The sequence below is a fragment of the Listeria farberi genome (genome assembly GCF_014229245.1).
In the GTDB taxonomy this organism is placed as follows: domain Bacteria; phylum Bacillota; class Bacilli; order Lactobacillales; family Listeriaceae; genus Listeria; species Listeria farberi.
In genome coordinates, this window is sequence record NZ_JAARZJ010000001.1 from 219,410 (window position 1) to 236,411 (window position 17,002).

Sequence of the window (17,002 nt, forward strand, 5' to 3'; positions counted from 1 at the left end):
TTTTTCTTATTAACCGATTAATTTTTCATGGAACATTCTTTGGCAAAGTTCCATTTTTTGTTCTTCATTTAGATCTTTCGTATTTAAGCAGTAGCCGCTGATACGTAAGATTACTGGGATACCAGCTTTGATTTTTTCGATTACTTCGTCGTGGTTAAGAACGTTTAAGTTGATGTGTTGACCACCTTTTGTAAAGTAACCATCAAGAATACCAACGAGGTTATGATGTTGTTCTTCGGTTGTTTTACCGAACATTTTTGGAGCTCCTTGGATTGTTAAGGAAATTCCATCATTTGCATAGTGAAATGGTAATTTAGATAGACTAGCAAGGTTATCTAAGAAACCACCTTTTGCTTTGTTAGAAGGGTTAGCTCCTGGGCTGAAGAATTCTGGTTCTTTGATGATTTTGCCATTTTCATCGAATACTGGTCCTTTATGCACTGGGGAGTTACCACATTGTTTAGAATAAGCAACATTTGAAGTGATTGTTAGTACAGAAACAGTTGCTTCACTATCTTTGTAAAGTTTATGGGAGTCTAATTTGTCTTTAAACATTTTTAGAACCATTACAGCGATGTCATCGGCACGGTCATCATTTTCACCGTAACGAGGGAAGTCTCCTTCTACTTCATAGTCATATACAAAACCATCTTCATCGCGAATTGTTTTTACTTTGGCATATTTAATCGCACTTAAGCTATCTACTACATTCGCGAATCCACAAATACCGAAGCCCATGTTTGCTGTTACTTTGGATGGTAAGAAGGCCATTTGCATGCTTTCATAGTTGTATTTATCTGTCATGAAGTGAATGATGTTCATTGCATCAACATATGTGTCTGTTAACCAATCCATTGATTTATCGAATTTTTCTAGTACCTCGTCGTATTCAAGGTATTCGGTTGTAATTGGTTCTACAACGTCAAATACTTGGTTTTTATGAAGATCATCTTTGCCACCATTGATAGCACCAAGAAGACATTTAAGCACATTGACACGAGCACCGAAATATTGCAGATTATGAGTTTCACCTTTGTCTTTGTCTGCTTCCGGGTTAAGTGGGCTTACACAACAACTGATACATTGCATATCACCATAGCCTTCTTCTTGCATTAATTTATCATTTTCATATTGAATGGAGGAATGTTTTACACTCATTTTCATACAATATTCTTTAAAGCTTTCTGGTAAACGAGCATCCCAAAGAACAGTTAAGTTTGGTTCTGCTGAGTTTCCTAGGTTATCTAAGCAGTGTAAGAAACGATAATCTGTTTTAGTCACACGATGACGACCATCTGCACCCATACCAGCCATAGAAGTAGTTACGAATGTTGGGTTGGAAGCATAAAGTTCATTGTAACCATCTGTTCTTGCAAAACGAACCATTCTTAATTTTAAAGTTAATTGTTCGATTAATTCTTGCGCATCGAATTCGGTGATAATTCCTTTTTCTAAATCACGTTGGATATAAATATCAAGGAAAATTGGAATACGACCGAATGAGCTTGCAGCACCGTTTGCTTGTTTAATTGAAGCAAGGTAGCCCATGTAAGTCCATTGCACAGCTTCTGTTGCATTTTCAGCAGGACGGCCAAGTTCTAAACCGTATTCGTTACCTAAAACGATTAAGTCTTTAAGTGCTTTGATTTGTAACCAAATTTCTTCACGTAAACGAATGTTTTCATCAGAAGAAATCGCGATTTTTTTCAAGTCTTGTTGTTTTTCAGCGATTAAACGATCCACACCGTAAAGTGCTGGTTTTTGGTATAAGCCGATGATTCTTCCGCGGGAGTATGCATCAGGAAGACCACTAACGATATGCGAGTGACGCGCACGTTTGATATCGTCTGTATATGCTCTAAAAATACCATCATTTGCTGTGGAACGATTTTTCACATAAAAGTCATGTAATTCTTGATCAATCGAATAGCCATTGTCTGTTAAACACTGTTCTGCAGTTCTAAGGCCACCATTTGGCATAAAGGCTAATTTAAAAGGCTTGTCTGTTTGTAAACCAACGATTACTTCATTTTCTTTGTCCACGTAACCGGCTTTGTGAGAGGCAACGTTTGATACGATTGCATTATCCATATCTAGAACGCCACCTTTTGCGTCCATTTCTTCTACTAGTTTATTTATTTTTTCATTTAGTGTAGTTGTTCTTGGTGTGCTCTTTTCTAAAAAGCTTTCATCGCCATCGTAAGGAGTGTAGTTGTCTTGAACGAATTGCCCTACACTAATGTTTTCTTGCCATGCGGTTCCTTTAAAACCATCCCATGCTTTTGTCATTATAATTTCCTCCTTCAATTGTGTTCCTTTTCACTTACAATCAGAAACTTGTTCTTAGAATCTTTCTTCATTGAACAGCATACTCCTTTGTGAAAACGAAAACAATATAAAATTAGAAAGAAAATAAATTTCTTTTATATAACTAGAAAATGCTTTCATTGACTGTGTTAATACAGATTTTTATAGAAAAAAAGCCTAGCGTTAAGGCTAGACTTCTTTGTTTGCAGTAACTTCTTCTAAAAAAGTATCGACTATGCTATCTCTTTTTAAGACGAAATTAGGATTGGCACGGCTTGGGTGAACGCGATTAGATAAAACAATGAGACTTGCTTGATGCTTTAAATCGAGCACCATAAAAGTGCCGGTAAATCCTGTATGGTATAAAACAGAGTCACCACGGAGATCCCAGCCAAGCCCGCGTGTCCGGTTTAACCTAGGCGTATGATTAATTTGCATTATTTGAAGTGTTTTTTCAGTAAGGATAGGGGAGCCGTTTTGTAAAATTAGCGCATCTCGAAATTTTGAAAGATCAGCGAGTGTGCTAAAAAGTCCCGCGTGTCCAGTGCCTGATTTAGCGGTCCACGCTTTAAAATCATGCACATCACCTTGAATTAAACCACGTGTTTGGTCTAGTTCAGTTGGAATGACTTGGCTTTTATCAGTTGGGTGAAAACTAGTTTGTGACATTTGTAGCGGTTCTAAGATGTTTTTTTGAATTGATTGCTCATAATTTCCATCAAACTTACTAATCAAATAACCGAGTAAGAGAAAATTAGCATCAGCATAGGAGACCTGAGTTCCAGGTGGATTTACTTGAGGAGTAGCAAAAACATATTTTCTAACATCTTCTCTAGCATCCATTTTGTAGTTAGGGATATTTTGTGCCAGACCTGAGCTATGGGTGAGTAAATGTAAAATAGTAACATTCTCATACTTAAAATCAGGAAGATAGGCTTGTACTGGATCTTCTAACTGGAAATGTTTTTGTTCAATAAGTTGTAAAACACGTGTTGTCGTAGCAATTACCTTGGTCAAAGAAGCAATATCATAAATGTTGTCTGACGTTCTAGGGAGGATTTGCGCTTCAGGGAAAACGGACTTTAATCCCATTATTCTATTTTCTTCGAGGTTATTTGTTTTGATTTGATAGCTAATTCCTGGAGTGGACCCGTTTTGGACAAGTTGATCTAGTAATTGCTTCGTTTTATAAAACATACTTAAACTCCTTTATAAGTTGGTTGCCACATCTCACGTTCGACAGCTTTTGTGACACTTGCTAACTCGACTTGGTGGATATTTTCTTTGATTGCTTGGTTCGCTACCGCAATAGCAACCGCGCGAGAAGTTTCTCTAAGTGTATGCACATGTGGTAAGAGAGCAGCACCAGGTTCGTTTGCAGAAATTTGATCACTAACGGCACTTGATGCAGCGGCTAGCATGCTGTCTGTAATAAATTTAGACCGTGTAACAAGTGCGCCAAGCCCAAGCCCTGGATAAAGAAGGGCGTTATTTGCTTGACCAATTTCATACGTAATATTTTGATAAGTCACGGGCTGGGACGGACTTCCTGTTACGATTAGTGCTTTTCCATCTGTCCATTTAATCAAATCTGCGGCAGTTGCTTCAGCTAATTTGGTTGGATTTGACAGTGGCAAAATTGCAGGTCGTTCTGTATGCTCTGCCATTTTTTTAACGATGCTCTCTTTAAAGGCTCCAGTAACGCCAGAACAGCCTATTAACATTGTTGGATGAATTGCTTCAACTAAGTGTTCTAATGTATCAGTAGGCACGCTTGACCAGTCAGAAGCAAGGTGCGCATATTTCTTTTGACCATCTGTTAAGTCGGTCATATTATCAAGTACTAAGCCACTTCGGTCCATTAAGTAAAAATGTTTTTTGGCACTTTCAAAAGGGAGGCCGGTTTCGCGCATCAATTGTCCACTGAGTTGATCAGCAATACCGATCCCAGCAGTTCCAGCACCGAAAATAATAATTTTTTGTTTGTTTAAAGGAATGTTTGAAACGTTAATTGTTGCAAGAGCAGCAGCAACAACCATCGCGCCAGTTCCTTGTATATCATCATTAAACGTACATATTTTATCACGATAATTGTGGAGGATACGACTTGCATTTCTTCGACCAAAATCTTCCCAGTGAAGGATAGCACTTGGGAAAACATCGCTCATAACTTTCACAAATTGATTGATAAAAGTATCATAATCGCTTTCTGACAGGCGCGGACGTTTATTTCCTAAGTATCGCGAGTCTTCAAGTAGTGTTTTGTTATTTGTTCCTGCGTCAATGACAACTGGGAGAACACGATCAGGGGAAAGCCCAGCTGCAACCGTATAAACCGCTAATTTTCCAACTGCTATTTTGACTCCATTCACGCCCCAATCACCAATGCCAAGCACGCCTTCACCATCTGTAATCACGATCATATCAATATTTGGATTGTTTTGCGCATAATTTTCAACGGATGCTCTTAGTTTTTCAGGTGTAAATGCATCAATAAATAAAGCTTCATCCGGAGCAGTGTAGTCTGTATGATAATTTATTACCGCATCCCCAATCGTTGGCGTATAAATAATTGGCAAATATTCGCTCACATTTTTTGTAACAACGTAATAATAAAGTGTGCGATTTTCGTTATATAAGTTCGTTAAAAGTTGGTGTTTATGTAGAGGGGATGCTAAATTTTTTAGTTGGTTTTCGGTGCGCAGAGCTTGTTGTTCGATTGTTTCGATAATTGGCGGCAGTAATCCGTCTAATTTATAACGTTCTCTTTCTTCTTTTGTAAAGGCTGTTCCTTTATTTAATAATGGGTTATTCATATAGTCAAAACCTGATTTTAAAGTCATTTCAAGCACTCCTTTTCATTCTATTCTATTTTACATGGGGGAGAGGAGAATAACAACTGATTCCAAAAAAAGAAAACCTGAAACCAATCAGATTTTCTTTTTTACATATCAATGAAAATAGTAACCTTGTGCATAGGGGATGCCAATTTCTTGAAGGAACTTTAGTTGTTCTTTTGTTTCTACTCCTTCAACAATCAAGGATTTATGATGCTTTTTAACGTAATGATGAAGTTGCTCAAAGAAGTTTCTCTTGCCGTCACTTTCAAATAAATCTCGAAGTAATAAGCGATCAGTTTTGACAAAGTCAGAATGGTGCGCAAAAACGCGATGCAAGTCGGCATAACCGGAGCCAAAATCATCAATAGCAAATTTAGTTTCATGTTTTTTCTGGAATAAGTGTAGTTGTTTTTCTAAGTCATTCATGCGTTCTTGAGGTAACTTGGATGTTTCCAAAAATTCAAAAACTATTTTCCCGTTATCAAGAAGGGTATCATGTAATTCTTCTTGATTTTCTAAAAACGTGTCATAGGAAATATTGACAAATAATGGCGTATTTTCGCCTTTTTTAAAGCACTTGACTGCATTATGAAGCGTGAGCAGTTCAAACGCTTTTTGCAGACCATCCTGTTCCGCTTCTTCAATAAAATCACTAATAGCATTCCAGTGATTTGTTTTTAAGCGGGTGAGTGACTCATATCCGAAAACTTGTGTATTTGAGACAGCAACAATCGGTTCGTATATTGTATCAAAAAGGTTTTGATCAATAATCTCACTTACGGAGGGCTTTTTCATTTGTCCAACTTCTTTCCGTTATTTCTTAAGAGTTATTTCTTTATTTATATAATCGAAAAAATGGGTTGTTTCAGGATTTGACGTGTCCATTTTCTCTAACAACTCTTTGGTGATTTTACCATTTTTAGCTTGATTTGTCTTGTTAAAATACTGTGTCAAAAAGGCATAAACGGCGGTTGATTCGTTTTTAGAGTTCGGATTTTTTGTTTCTCTATTATATCTAGCATAAATTCTTCCTGTTGAAGCGAGTTCTGTTTGCAGAAATTGATCGAATTTTGGCTCTACTATACCATTTTCGTCATAATAGGCGATGGCTATGAGCATTTGATCAATCATGTTGACCTCGTTTGCATTAGCATTTTGAAATTGGTTATTTTGAAACACTTCTGTAAAAAAAGGTGTGGCGCTAACATTTCTAATAGGTGTATAGGCTTTTGCGCTATAGTTAATGTGTTGCATTGCTTGGATATTTAGATAACTTAAATGAAGTGTATCTGCTTTTTTCTTATGAACAAAATCATAGAAATCCACTGGAATTCCTTGATTGGTACTATATTTCTTCGTGTTAAAGAGAATTTTATTGGCAAGCGTTTGATAGGCTTGATGGTTCCATTTTTCACTAGCTTGATATAGCGCTTCTGTAATCCGAAAATCATCTACAATAGCGTTGGTCGTTGTACTATCAGTTGCTTCCCATTTAATAAAATTATCTGTAGTTATAAAATATTTTTGTAAAGTAGTTACTTGTTCTTGAAAAGTTTTGCTGTCATTCACTTCTACTAAATACTCCATATAAAGTCCGATGCTCTCAGCTAAATAGTGCGGTTCTTGGGCATTTTTGTAATCCATAATTAAACCGTTTTTGGTCATATAATTTCCTTTTACATAACTTTGTACCGAGCTTGAAGTAGGCTTTGTTTCTTTAGGTGCACTTAAAGTATTTTTTTGTTCTGGGCGGAGAAAGATGTATATTCCAGTGCCAATAAAAAGTAGTAATACAACTATAAGAATTATCCGTTTCATTCGCTTGCCTCCTGATGAATGGCAATTTGGTTACGCCCATTTTGTTTTGCTTGATAAAGTGCTTGATCGGCAGCCTCAAAAAGTGATTCCGTTGTTGTAAAATGACAATCCATGGATGCAACTCCAATAGAGACCGTTACATTACCACTAACCGGGTTATATGGAAACTTGGCTCGTTCAATTTCATCTCGTAAAAAATCAGCAATTAAGGAAGCTTGCTCTGTACCGACATTTTGCAGTAAAACAGCGAACTCTTCTCCGCCAATTCGAGCTAGCATCGTTCTTGGTGGAAAAGTTCGATTTTTAAGGATACTGCTAAACTGGGCCAAAACAGTGTTTCCAGCTTGGTGTCCATGAAAATCATTAATTTCTTTAAAATGATCAATATCAATAATAAAGAGTGATAATGCTTTTTTTCTTTTTTGTGATTTACTAAAAATCCAACCAAATTGCTGTGTAAAAAAGCGCATGTTAGGTAAGTTAGTTAAACTATCGGTCATCGCTGTTTCGGTCAAATTTTGAATGACTAAATTACTTTTATCAATATAATTACATGCATAAAATACGAGCAAAGCAGTTACAAAAAATAATAAGAAGTACTCTATAATTTCAACGCCTCGCAAAATTCGATTTTCGTCAAAATTATTTACAAAATAGTAAAGGATTGCTGGGAAATTCAAAATAATTAAAGCAACAAATTTTGAAAAGCGTTGTTTTTTCCAAAAAGTAATAAGTAAACAAGCTGCGAAAATAAGTGTCATTAAAATAATATAGCGACTAGTAACAGGTGAAGCGATATCAAAACTGATTCTTCCAAAAAGCATTATTATATATGCAACAATAAGTGGAGTGCGACCTGCAAATACACTAGTAACCATCAAAATTAAAATCCGCATATTCGTATAAATAACAGGATTATTTTCGTAAGCACCTTCATAGATAAAATAAATACCTGCTAAACCATAATAAACACCAAGAAGAATAGAAAGAAAAAGCCGCCTATTCCCATTTTGGAACCAATTAGGACGATATTGTCTTATTTTTCGAAAAGACATACCTTGGATAAAAAGGATAGCAAGAAAGAGCGCTAAACTATCTATGTAGGAATTAACTAGCTCAAACAAATGGACTCATCTCCTTTTTATTAAATAATTGGATCTGTTGTTTCACGAATATGCACTTGATTTCGTCCATTTCGTTTTGCATTGTAAAGTGCTTGGTCTGCTGCATGCATTAGTTCACGCGCACTCGGATAATTTTTGCCATCATAATTCGCAATGCCAGCAGAAATGGTGATAACCGACCCTGATGTCGCAATCGGAATATCGATTTTTTCGACTTTTCGCCGAATCTTCTCTGCTAAATGTTCCGTTTCACTTACATTTATATTCGGTAAAATAATAGCGAATTCCTCTCCACCAATTCGAGATATAACTGTATTTGGTGGAAAACTAATTTTTAAAAGCAACTGGCTAAAAGTAGATAAAACACCATTTCCAACTAAATGACCGTACGTATCATTTACCCGTTTAAAATAATCAATATCAATAATGATTAAACTTAAGTTCGATTTTTTTAAAGTTGCATAGTTAAAAGCAGCTTCGAACGTTTTTTCAAAGTGGCGAAAGTTTGTAAGACCAGTAAGTGGATCAAGAATAGTCGATTGTTGCAAATCATAAATTAGCTTATTTGATGTATCAATATAATAAGCCGCTGAAATAATAATAAAGGTAATAAAAAAAGAAACCAAGAAATAGAGTATCCACACTGGCAAATCATTCAACGTATATGATAGATGTATTTTTTGATGCAAATAAAAAAGCATTAGTGGAATGGCGCTAAGTTTGACGAGCACTACTTTTTGAACAGAGCTAAGACGTAGTTTAGCTACTTCCATACAAACAAAGTGAAAACCAATAATTAAAAACACATAAATTAAATTGGCAAAGAGAGCATCACCTAGAAAGAGTTTTCCTGTCACAATGAGTAACAAAGCCATTGTAGCAGGCCCCGCTGATGAAAATAAGTGTAAAACTATTAAAATATTTAATAACATATCTGTATAAATCCCAGAATCCGTTCCGGGTAATCCGCGGATAATAAAATAAACACCTAGAAAGCCGTAGTAAATGCCCAGTGAATAATTAATAATTTCATTTGCAAATTTAATTTGGAACCAAGCAGGCTTTTTTTCTCTAATTGACCGCAGTGCCATTCCGTGAAAAAAAAGCGCTGATAAAAAAAGCGCCATGCTGTTCCATAATGAATCAAGAATATTTGGCATAAAAAAATCTCCCATATCTCAGCATAACGAATCAGCTGAAAAGTTAATATAGGCAGAATAAAAAACAAATGAATTTTTAGCTGAGACGCAGTACAAAGAACCAACTTATAGGCGAAAATAATCTCTAAGAGGATATGTGGTAATGACAACGAGATGAGCCAAAATCTGCCTTTTTGTAATTAAAGCTGGATTTCAGTACAATGGATAGAATGAAGTAGAGGATTTTTAGTAGTCTGTAAACTTAACTATTTTCACATATTATTACAAAGAGTTATAAAAAAGTCAACTTGTGTCACAATTGATATAGAGGGGTGTAACAATGCAAAAAATAGTAATAATTGGTGGCGGAATTGTTGGATCAAGCGCAGCATATTTATTATCAAAAGAAAACGTCCAAGTAACGCTAATTGATTCTAATGAACCTGGACAAGCAACGAGAGCAGCTGCCGGAATTATTTGTCCGTGGCTTTCCAAAAGACGGAATAAATATTGGTACGAACTAGCAAGAAATAGTGCAGTTTTTTACAAAGAGATAGCAGAGCGACTTAGTAAAGAAACTGGAAGAGATTCAGGGTATAAACAAGTCGGTGTACTTGCGCTTCGGGAAACCGAAGAAAAAGTAACGGAGCTTTTTAACCTTGCTATAGAAAGACGAACAGAAGCAAATGTAATGGGTAATATTGAAAAACTATCAGAAGACGAAACAAAACAAAAATTTCCTTTAGTAAAACCTGGTTTTGGTTCTGTATATGTAAGTGGGGCAGCACGGGTTAATGGCGGTTTATTTTGTGAAACTTTATTATACGCGGCAAAAGAAAATGGAGTGGAAATCAAAGTTGGTCGCGCTCACTTTTCGTCAAAAGGAGAGGTCTTGGTTGATGGGAAAAAAGAAAGTTACGATAAACTAATTATCGCAGCAGGCGCTTGGCTACCTAATTTGCTAAAGGAGGCTGGTTTTCATACGGATGTTTTAGCGCAAAAAGGGCAATTACTTGAACTTGATTTTAGTGAGTATGAAACAGCGGACTGGCCAGTTATTTTACCTCCAAGCGCAAAATCGATTGTTCCGTTTGAAAATGGAAAAATAATTGTTGGTGCTACCCATGAAAAAGCTGCTGGCTTCAATACGGAGCCAACAGCAGAAGGTAGGACTGAAGTATTATCAGAAGTTACCCGTTTTATGGAAGGGGATTTGGAAAGTAAAGTCACTAATGTAGCGGTTGGAACAAGACCATACACCTCTGATTTTGCACCACTAATCGGACAGTTACCTGGTTTTGAATCTATCTTTTTAGCCAATGGACTTGGTGCTTCTGGCTTAACGACTGGACCGTATGTTGGTAAATTGCTGGTAGACTTGGCACTTTTAAACACGACCGATTTAGCTTTAGAAAATTATGACCCAAGAAAGTACATTAGTAAATAGGATTTTTGTTTTCGTCGAGTGTGAAACCTTCGCCCATCACATCATGAACAACGCTAACCGAAACAAAAGCATGAGGATCGACCGCTTGCACAATATTCTTTAATTGCACAATTTCATTTTTCGCAACTACAATATAAAGCACATCTTGCTCATTTTTAGAAAAACCACCACGACCTTCGAGTACCGTTACACCACGATTCATCGAAAGCATTACGTGGGAAGCGATGGCATCATTATCTTTAGAAATAATCAAGGCACCGCGAGCAGCATAAGCACCTTCTTGCACAAAATCAATAACGCGTGAGCCAATGAAAACAGCGACAAGTGTATACATCACTTGGCGAACATCTAAATAAGATAGAGAAGCCGCAAGCACTATCGCATCAATTGCAAAAAGAGTCCGTCCCATACTAATGCCTTTTGTGTGATTAAGTAATTTGGCGATAATATCACTGCCGCCAGTTGTACCACCATAACGAAACACAAGGCCTAGACCAATACCACTAAAACCCCCAGCAAACAGGGCAACTAAGAGTAAATCGCTATGTAAATCTAATGTATAGGGAATGCGCTGGAAAATCCATAAAAATAAGGAAAGGCTAACAGTACCAATTCCGGTATAAATGAGGGAACGACTACCTAATACACGCCAACCTATAATAAACAAAGGAATGTTCAAGACTAAGTTGGAATAGGCAGGGTCGATTTGGAAAAAATGGAGTAGGAATAGTGTCACCCCTGCAAGGCCACCCTCACCGAGATTATTTGCGATATTAAAATTGACTAATCCAAATGCATAAATCGCTGTACCAAGCATAATAAAGCAAATATTTTTTGTGCGAAGTGTTTTTAACATAGCGTTTTCCCTCCTTGAATCTATTTAATAAGTAAGTAAAAAATCATGGACTTGTATGTATTTGTTTAGGTATAATGAAATGAAGTTAACAATTAGACTTAAAACCTATTTTAGTTTAACACAAAAAGGGGGAAAACCTATGGCGAAAACCATGGCAGAAATACAAAAAGAAGTGGATGATTTCATTGGTGGATTCGAGGAAGGTTACTTTTCCCCGTTAGCAATGATGGCTCGGATTACAGAAGAAACAGGGGAACTAGCTAGAGAAATCAACCATTATTATGGTGAAAAACCGAAGAAAACAAGTGAACCGACTAAAACCGTAGCAGAGGAACTGGGCGATTGTCTTTTTGTTCTTACATGTATGGCAAATTCACTTGATATTGATATGGAAAAAGCACACGATACGGTCATGGCGAAATTTAAAGAACGCGATAAAGACCGCTGGACAAAAAAGGAGGAAAAATCAGAATGAAAGTAGCAGTATCAGGATTTAAAGGAAGAATGGGACACGAGGTTGTAAAAACGGTTTTAAAAGAAGCAGATTTAGAGTTGGTGGCGGTAGTTGACCATGAACCAAAAGAAAAAAATATACGTGAGATTACAGAATTCAGCACACTAGATGTGCCTGTTTTTGGCAATTTAAGCGAAATGTTAGACGAAATAAAACCCGATTGCGTTGTTGATTTTACGACACCTAAAGTAGGGTATAGTAACACGAAAACTATTTTAGAGCACGGGGTAAGTGCGGTAGTTGGTACAACAGGCTTTACACCAGAGCAAATCGAACACTTAAGAGAAATTGCAGAATCGAAAAAAATTGGAGCTTTAATTGCGCCAAACTTTGCTGTAGGAGCAGTTTTAATGATGCAATTTGCTCAAAAAGCAGCCAAATATTTCCCGAACGTAGAAATTATTGAATTGCACCATGATAATAAATTAGATGCGCCAAGTGGTACAGCTGTGAAAACTGCGGAAATGATGGCAGAAACACGTGAATTCGTTAAACAAGGTGCAACAGATGAAGTAGAACTTATTGAAGGGGCAAGAGGAGCAGAATATGAAGGCATGCGTATTCATAGTGTGCGTTTACCAGGACTTGTTGCACATCAAGAAGTGATTTTCGGAGCAGAAGGACAAGGCTTAACGGTTCGTCATGACTCTTATGACCGGATTTCCTTTATGTCTGGTGTTGCTCTTTCTGTTCGTAAAACTAAAGAACTTGAAACACTTATTTATGGCTTAGAAAATATTTTAGACTAAGGATAGGTGAATGAGATGCATATCGCATTAATCGCGCACGATGAAAAGAAAGATTTGATGGTTGGATTTGCAACCGCATATAAACATTTGCTCGAACCACATCAGTTGTACGCAACAGGCACGACTGGTTTGCGGATTATTGAAGCAACTGGCTTAACGGTGCATCGTTTTAAATCTGGGCCGCTTGGTGGCGATCAACAAATTGGTGCGCGCATTTCGGAAAATAAAATGGACTTAGTTATTTTCTTGCGTGATCCGCTGACCGCTCAGCCTCATGAACCAGATGTGACAGCACTAATTCGATTATGCGATGTATACGAAATCCCTTTAGCGACAAATATTGGCTCAGCAGAAATTTTAATTCGTGGCTTAGGAGCTGGTTTTCTAGATTGGCGAGATTTAAGACGGAATGATGAATAAAGGAGCGATGACAGATGAATGACGTGTTTCTAAAAGCGCTTCCTGTATTGCAAAAATTAACTACAGCGGGATTTGAAGCGTATTTTGTGGGCGGATCTGTCAGAGATTACTTACTAAATAGATCTATTTCCGATGTAGATATTGCAACTAGTGCTTTTCCAGAAGAGGTAAAAGAGATTTTTCAAGCAACTTATGATACTGGAATTGCACATGGAACAGTTACAGTTAGAGAAAATAATGAATTTTATGAAGTGACTACTTTTCGAACAGAGGGGACGTATGAAGATTTTCGGCGTCCGAGTGAAGTAACATTTATTCGCTCGCTGGAAGAAGATTTACAGCGTCGCGACTTTACGATGAATGCGATTGCGATGGATGAACATTTCGATTTACATGATCCATTTTCCGGACAATTAGCGATTCAAAACAAAGAAATTAAAGCAGTTGGCAAAGCTTCTGAACGTTTCCATGAAGATGCGCTTAGAATGATGCGAGCAGTGCGCTTTCTAAGCCAGCTTGATTTTCAGTTAGATAAGGAAACCGAAACCGCCCTAGCAAACCAAATTGCTTTATTACAGCATACTTCTGTTGAAAGAATCACTGTCGAATGGATAAAAATGATGAAAGGTCAAGCTGTCAAACGCGCCATAGATTTACTTTTAAAAGTAGAAATGGAAGTCTATTTGCCAGGTTTAAAAGGCGAAAAAAAAGCCTTAAAAGAATTCGCTAGTTGGAACTGGGAAAAACGGACTACCGAAACCGCTATTTGGCTTGGACTAGTAGTCGCCGTTAAACCGAGTAATATTACCACATTTTTAAAAGCGTGGAAACTACCGAATAAAACCATTCAACTAGTGAATAAAGCGTATCAAGGTGCACTTAATATGAAAGAAACTTGGCTAACAGAAGAATTATATCATGCTCAGGAAGCAGTTTTTTTGTTAGTAAACGAACTAAATAACATTCGTGGTCAAGTGGACAAAGAAGATGAACTGAAAAAAGCATACGAATTATTACCAATTCACTCCAAAAAAGATTTAGCGATTACTGGTGCTGACTTATTAAAATGGACAGGGGAAAACGCTGGTCCTTGGGTAAAAGAAACGCTTGAAAAGGTTGAATGCCAAGTTTTATCCAACAAAATAAGCAATGAAAAAAATCAGATTAAAAGGTGGCTTGGCTATCATGAAGAATAATCGGGAAAAACTACTTGCACTATTTACAGAAAGTGATGGCGCTTATTTATCCGGTCAAGAAATTGCAGATAGTCTAGGTTGCTCACGTACAGCGGTTTGGAAACAAATGGAAGCACTACGTAAAGACGGTTTTGAAATCGAAGCAGTCAGAAATCGGGGTTATCGCTTATCAGCTACAGCCGGACAATATACGAAAGACGCACTACTACTTGGTTTGGAAACAAAATTTATCGGGCAGCATTTAGAAGTATATGAATCGGTGAATTCCACGCAAATCATAGCGCACCAACAAATGGAAATAAGCCCAGAAGGAACCGTTATTGTAGCAGATGAGCAGACCGCTGGGAAAGGGCGTTTGCTTCGTCCATGGAATTCTAAAAAAGGGGAAGGTATTTGGATGAGCGTAATCTTAAAACCGCAAATTCCAATTCAAAAAGTACCCCAATTCACTTTTATCGCCTCGCTTGCGATTACAGAAGCGATTGAAAATATCACACAGCTAGAGCCAAAAATCAAATGGCCGAATGATATTTATATTGGTAAACGAAAAATTTGTGGCGTACTAACAGAAATGCAAGCCGAAGCAGAAACAATTCATGCGGTCATTATTGGCATGGGGATTAATGTAAATCAACAAGCGTTTCCAGAAGAAATCAAAGAGAAAGCCAGTTCACTTAAACTTGAACTAGGCGAAAGTATATCGAGAAAAGCATTATTACAAGCAATATTAACTTCATTAGAGAAGTATTATGAACTTTTCTTAGATAAAGGATTTGCACCGATAAAGTTATTATGGGAAACAAAAGCAATTCCCTTTGGTGAAAAATTAACAGCCAGCACGACAAAAGGAAAAATTCACGGACAAGTAAAAGGTATTTCTGATGAAGGCGTGCTCTTACTTCAAGATTCACTAGGCGAGGTTCATTCGATTTACTCAGCAGATATTTTGCTAGATAATGAAAAATAACAAAATCGCTATAAAAAGATTGTTTTGACCCTAATAAAATAACCTAAAGCATATCTTTTAACTCGAAAATGCAGTGTGAAAATCACTTTTTCGAGTTTTTCTTTTTTGAGAAAAATCTAGTACAATAAGCACGAAGGAGTCGTTGTTATGAAAAAAATTATATTACTATTAGCACTGTTTACCATAGTTCTCACTCTAGGGGCATGTGGCGATAATAAAAAAGAAACAGAAGAGAAAACAAAGCAAACCGAAAAGGAGAGTGCGACCTTTTTAAATATAATTTCCACGAAAGACTTTAAACAAAAAATGGCTGACAAAACAACTGGTTTGGTTTATGTTGGGCGTCCAACATGCGAAGACTGCCAAGCATTCCAACCTATTTTGAAGAAAGAACTTGAAAAAAGACAACCAAATCAAAAAATGGCTTATTATAATACAGATAAAGCATCCGAAAAGAGCCGTGATGATATGGTTGCGCTTTTAAAAAAGATGGATATTGATTCCGTTCCAACAATGGTATATTTAAAAGATGGAAAGGTTGCATCTACTTATGCTGCAACAGATGAACCAGCGAAGTTAACTAAATGGATGAATAAAGTGAGCGGAGAGGTTTCAGAGTAAACCTCTCTTCAATTTACATACTTTAAGTAAGCATCTATTTATGTTATTATACATATGGTAGCAAAGAATGGATGATACCTTTACTGGATCATACTAACGCTACTTACAAAAATTTGTTTTTTTGCCTTGATTAATTCATTTAACAGGGACGAAAAGGAGCTAAGAAAATGAAAAAACCAGTAGACTTTTTTGCTATGAAGGAAAATGGAGAAAAAATCACGATGATTACCGCTTACGATTATCCTTCTGCTAAGAATGTAGAACAAGCAGAAGCCGACATGATTTTAGTTGGTGATTCACTTGGAATGGTAGTATTAGGCTACGATTCAACTGTACCAGTAACAATGACTGATATGATTCATCACACGAAAGCGGTGAAACGAGGGGCGCCAGATACTTTTGTTGTAACGGATATGCCTTTTATGACTTATCACGGTTCAGTGGATGAAACTATTCAAAACGCGCGCAAGATTATTCAAGAAAGTGGCGCTCATGCAGTAAAATTAGAAGGCGCAGGAGAAGTTGTTAACAAAATTGCTCGTTTGACAGAGGCCGGTGCACCAGTTGTCGCTCACCTTGGCTTAACGCCACAAAGTGTTGGCTTAACAGGAAGCTACAAAGTTCGCGCAAAATCAGTTCAAGAAGCGCAAGAGTTGATTGATAATGCGTTAGCTGTTGAAGCAGCTGGAGCTATTGCCCTCGTACTTGAAGCGATTCCTCGTCAGCTAGCTGAAAAAGTATCTAAGGCACTTACTATTCCAACTATTGGTATTGGAGCAGGTTTAGAAACAGATGGTCAAGTTCTTGTATACCATGACATTATCGGTTACGGTATCAATCGTCGAGCAAAATTTGTGAAAGCTTATGCCGATATTGACGAAACTATCGAACCAGCACTTAAAAACTATGTGAATGACGTAAAAGAACTAGCGTTTCCAGAAGTGAAACATAGCTTTACAATGGCAGAAGAAGACTTAAAAGGCCTTTATGGAAGGGAATAGCCA

The 17,002-nt window shown here is 37.0% G+C and carries 16 protein-coding genes; 8 read left to right on the top strand and 8 right to left on the bottom strand.

Translation table 11 applies throughout. The annotated features are described in order from the left end of the window. Window positions 1–9: 9 nt before the first annotated feature. The 7 genes from pflB to HCB45_RS01090 all read right to left on the bottom strand — a co-directional run bounded on the left by pflB (window position 10) and on the right by HCB45_RS01090 (window position 9,249). Window positions 10–2,289, bottom strand: coding sequence for a formate C-acetyltransferase (gene pflB / locus HCB45_RS01060; protein ID WP_185319124.1), 2,280 nt, complete (start codon window positions 2,287–2,289; stop codon window positions 10–12). A 207-nt stretch (window positions 2,290–2,496) separates the two neighbouring features. Next, window positions 2,497–3,504, bottom strand: coding sequence for a serine hydrolase domain-containing protein (locus tag HCB45_RS01065; RefSeq protein WP_185618370.1), 1,008 nt, complete (start codon window positions 3,502–3,504; stop codon window positions 2,497–2,499). Between the two features lie 2 nt (window positions 3,505–3,506). Then, window positions 3,507–5,150 (bottom strand): NAD-dependent malic enzyme, encoded by a 1,644-nt coding sequence (locus tag HCB45_RS01070; protein ID WP_185618372.1) that lies wholly within the window; start codon window positions 5,148–5,150, stop codon window positions 3,507–3,509. Between the two features lie 108 nt (window positions 5,151–5,258). Then, a complete protein-coding gene (locus tag HCB45_RS01075; protein ID WP_185319121.1) occupies window positions 5,259–5,942 on the bottom strand; it encodes an EAL domain-containing protein in 684 nt (227 codons plus the stop codon). A gap of 18 nt (window positions 5,943–5,960) precedes the next feature. After that, window positions 5,961–6,965 (bottom strand): glycoside transferase, encoded by a 1,005-nt coding sequence (locus HCB45_RS01080; RefSeq protein WP_185319120.1) that lies wholly within the window; start codon window positions 6,963–6,965, stop codon window positions 5,961–5,963. Then, a complete protein-coding gene (locus tag HCB45_RS01085) occupies window positions 6,962–8,089 on the bottom strand; it encodes a GGDEF domain-containing protein (protein ID WP_185319119.1) in 1,128 nt (375 codons plus the stop codon). Before HCB45_RS01085 ends, HCB45_RS01080 begins: the two co-directional genes overlap by 4 nt. A gap of 20 nt (window positions 8,090–8,109) precedes the next feature. Next, window positions 8,110–9,249 carry a GGDEF domain-containing protein gene (locus tag HCB45_RS01090; RefSeq protein ID WP_185618374.1) on the bottom strand — a complete coding sequence of 380 codons (1,140 nt, stop codon included), beginning with the start codon at window positions 9,247–9,249 and terminating at the stop codon, window positions 8,110–8,112. A 319-nt stretch (window positions 9,250–9,568) separates the two neighbouring features. On the opposite strand from HCB45_RS01090, the gene HCB45_RS01095 reads away from it, so the two are divergent. Continuing rightward, window positions 9,569–10,675, top strand: a complete 1,107-nt coding sequence (locus HCB45_RS01095; RefSeq protein WP_185618376.1) for an NAD(P)/FAD-dependent oxidoreductase — start codon at window positions 9,569–9,571, stop codon at window positions 10,673–10,675. Here HCB45_RS01095 and HCB45_RS01100 read toward each other — a convergent pair. Next, on the bottom strand, window positions 10,665–11,531 hold the full coding sequence (locus HCB45_RS01100) for a YitT family protein (RefSeq protein ID WP_185319116.1): 867 nt from the start codon (window positions 11,529–11,531) through the stop codon (window positions 10,665–10,667). The two genes, HCB45_RS01095 and HCB45_RS01100, sit on opposite strands and share 11 nt — an antisense overlap. A 139-nt stretch (window positions 11,532–11,670) precedes the next feature. Here HCB45_RS01100 and HCB45_RS01105 point away from each other — a divergent pair, with 139 nt between their 5' ends. From HCB45_RS01105 to panB, 7 genes are all read left to right on the top strand, one after another. Beyond that, window positions 11,671–12,006: a nucleotide pyrophosphohydrolase gene (locus HCB45_RS01105; protein ID WP_185319115.1), complete on the top strand. Its 336-nt coding sequence runs from the start codon at window positions 11,671–11,673 to the stop codon at window positions 12,004–12,006. Next, window positions 12,003–12,794 (top strand): 4-hydroxy-tetrahydrodipicolinate reductase, encoded by a 792-nt coding sequence (gene dapB / locus HCB45_RS01110; protein WP_185319114.1) that lies wholly within the window; start codon window positions 12,003–12,005, stop codon window positions 12,792–12,794. The genes HCB45_RS01105 and dapB overlap by 4 nt, the downstream gene beginning before the upstream one ends. A gap of 15 nt (window positions 12,795–12,809) precedes the next feature. Further along, entirely contained in the window at window positions 12,810–13,214 is a 405-nt protein-coding gene (gene mgsA, locus HCB45_RS01115; RefSeq protein ID WP_185319113.1) for a methylglyoxal synthase, read from the top strand. Between the two features lie 14 nt (window positions 13,215–13,228). Further along, window positions 13,229–14,410: a CCA tRNA nucleotidyltransferase gene (locus tag HCB45_RS01120; RefSeq protein WP_185618379.1), complete on the top strand. Its 1,182-nt coding sequence runs from the start codon at window positions 13,229–13,231 to the stop codon at window positions 14,408–14,410. Further along, the gene (locus tag HCB45_RS01125) at window positions 14,400–15,377 is read left to right on the top strand and encodes a biotin--[acetyl-CoA-carboxylase] ligase (protein ID WP_185618381.1); all 978 of its coding nucleotides are present in this window, start codon (window positions 14,400–14,402) and stop codon (window positions 15,375–15,377) included. The genes HCB45_RS01120 and HCB45_RS01125 overlap by 11 nt, the downstream gene beginning before the upstream one ends. Before the next feature lie 147 nt (window positions 15,378–15,524). Continuing rightward, the gene (locus HCB45_RS01130; protein WP_185618383.1) at window positions 15,525–15,998 is read left to right on the top strand and encodes a thioredoxin family protein; all 474 of its coding nucleotides are present in this window, start codon (window positions 15,525–15,527) and stop codon (window positions 15,996–15,998) included. 167 nt (window positions 15,999–16,165) lie between these two features. After that, window positions 16,166–16,999 carry a 3-methyl-2-oxobutanoate hydroxymethyltransferase gene (gene panB / locus HCB45_RS01135; protein WP_185607883.1) on the top strand — a complete coding sequence of 278 codons (834 nt, stop codon included), beginning with the start codon at window positions 16,166–16,168 and terminating at the stop codon, window positions 16,997–16,999. Window positions 17,000–17,002: the final 3 nt, after the last annotated feature.

Bases quoted from the DNA above. Each gene is read 5' to 3' on its own strand.
- pflB (WP_185319124.1), bottom strand. From the start codon at position 2,289: ATGACAAAAGCATGGGATGGTTTTAAAGGAACCGCATGGCAAGAAAAC.
- HCB45_RS01065 (WP_185618370.1), bottom strand. From the start codon at position 3,504: ATGTTTTATAAAACGAAGCAATTACTAGATCAACTTGTCCAAAACGGG.
- HCB45_RS01070 (WP_185618372.1), bottom strand. From the start codon at position 5,150: ATGACTTTAAAATCAGGTTTTGACTATATGAATAACCCATTATTAAAT.
- HCB45_RS01075 (WP_185319121.1), bottom strand. From the start codon at position 5,942: ATGAAAAAGCCCTCCGTAAGTGAGATTATTGATCAAAACCTTTTTGAT.
- HCB45_RS01080 (WP_185319120.1), bottom strand. From the start codon at position 6,965: ATGAAACGGATAATTCTTATAGTTGTATTACTACTTTTTATTGGCACT.
- HCB45_RS01090 (WP_185618374.1), bottom strand. From the start codon at position 9,249: ATGCCAAATATTCTTGATTCATTATGGAACAGCATGGCGCTTTTTTTA.
- HCB45_RS01095 (WP_185618376.1), top strand. From the start codon at position 9,569: ATGCAAAAAATAGTAATAATTGGTGGCGGAATTGTTGGATCAAGCGCA.
- HCB45_RS01100 (WP_185319116.1), bottom strand. From the start codon at position 11,531: ATGTTAAAAACACTTCGCACAAAAAATATTTGCTTTATTATGCTTGGT.
- HCB45_RS01105 (WP_185319115.1), top strand. From the start codon at position 11,671: ATGGCGAAAACCATGGCAGAAATACAAAAAGAAGTGGATGATTTCATT.
- dapB (WP_185319114.1), top strand. From the start codon at position 12,003: ATGAAAGTAGCAGTATCAGGATTTAAAGGAAGAATGGGACACGAGGTT.
- mgsA (WP_185319113.1), top strand. From the start codon at position 12,810: ATGCATATCGCATTAATCGCGCACGATGAAAAGAAAGATTTGATGGTT.
- HCB45_RS01120 (WP_185618379.1), top strand. From the start codon at position 13,229: ATGAATGACGTGTTTCTAAAAGCGCTTCCTGTATTGCAAAAATTAACT.
- HCB45_RS01125 (WP_185618381.1), top strand. From the start codon at position 14,400: ATGAAGAATAATCGGGAAAAACTACTTGCACTATTTACAGAAAGTGAT.
- HCB45_RS01130 (WP_185618383.1), top strand. From the start codon at position 15,525: ATGAAAAAAATTATATTACTATTAGCACTGTTTACCATAGTTCTCACT.
- panB (WP_185607883.1), top strand. From the start codon at position 16,166: ATGAAAAAACCAGTAGACTTTTTTGCTATGAAGGAAAATGGAGAAAAA.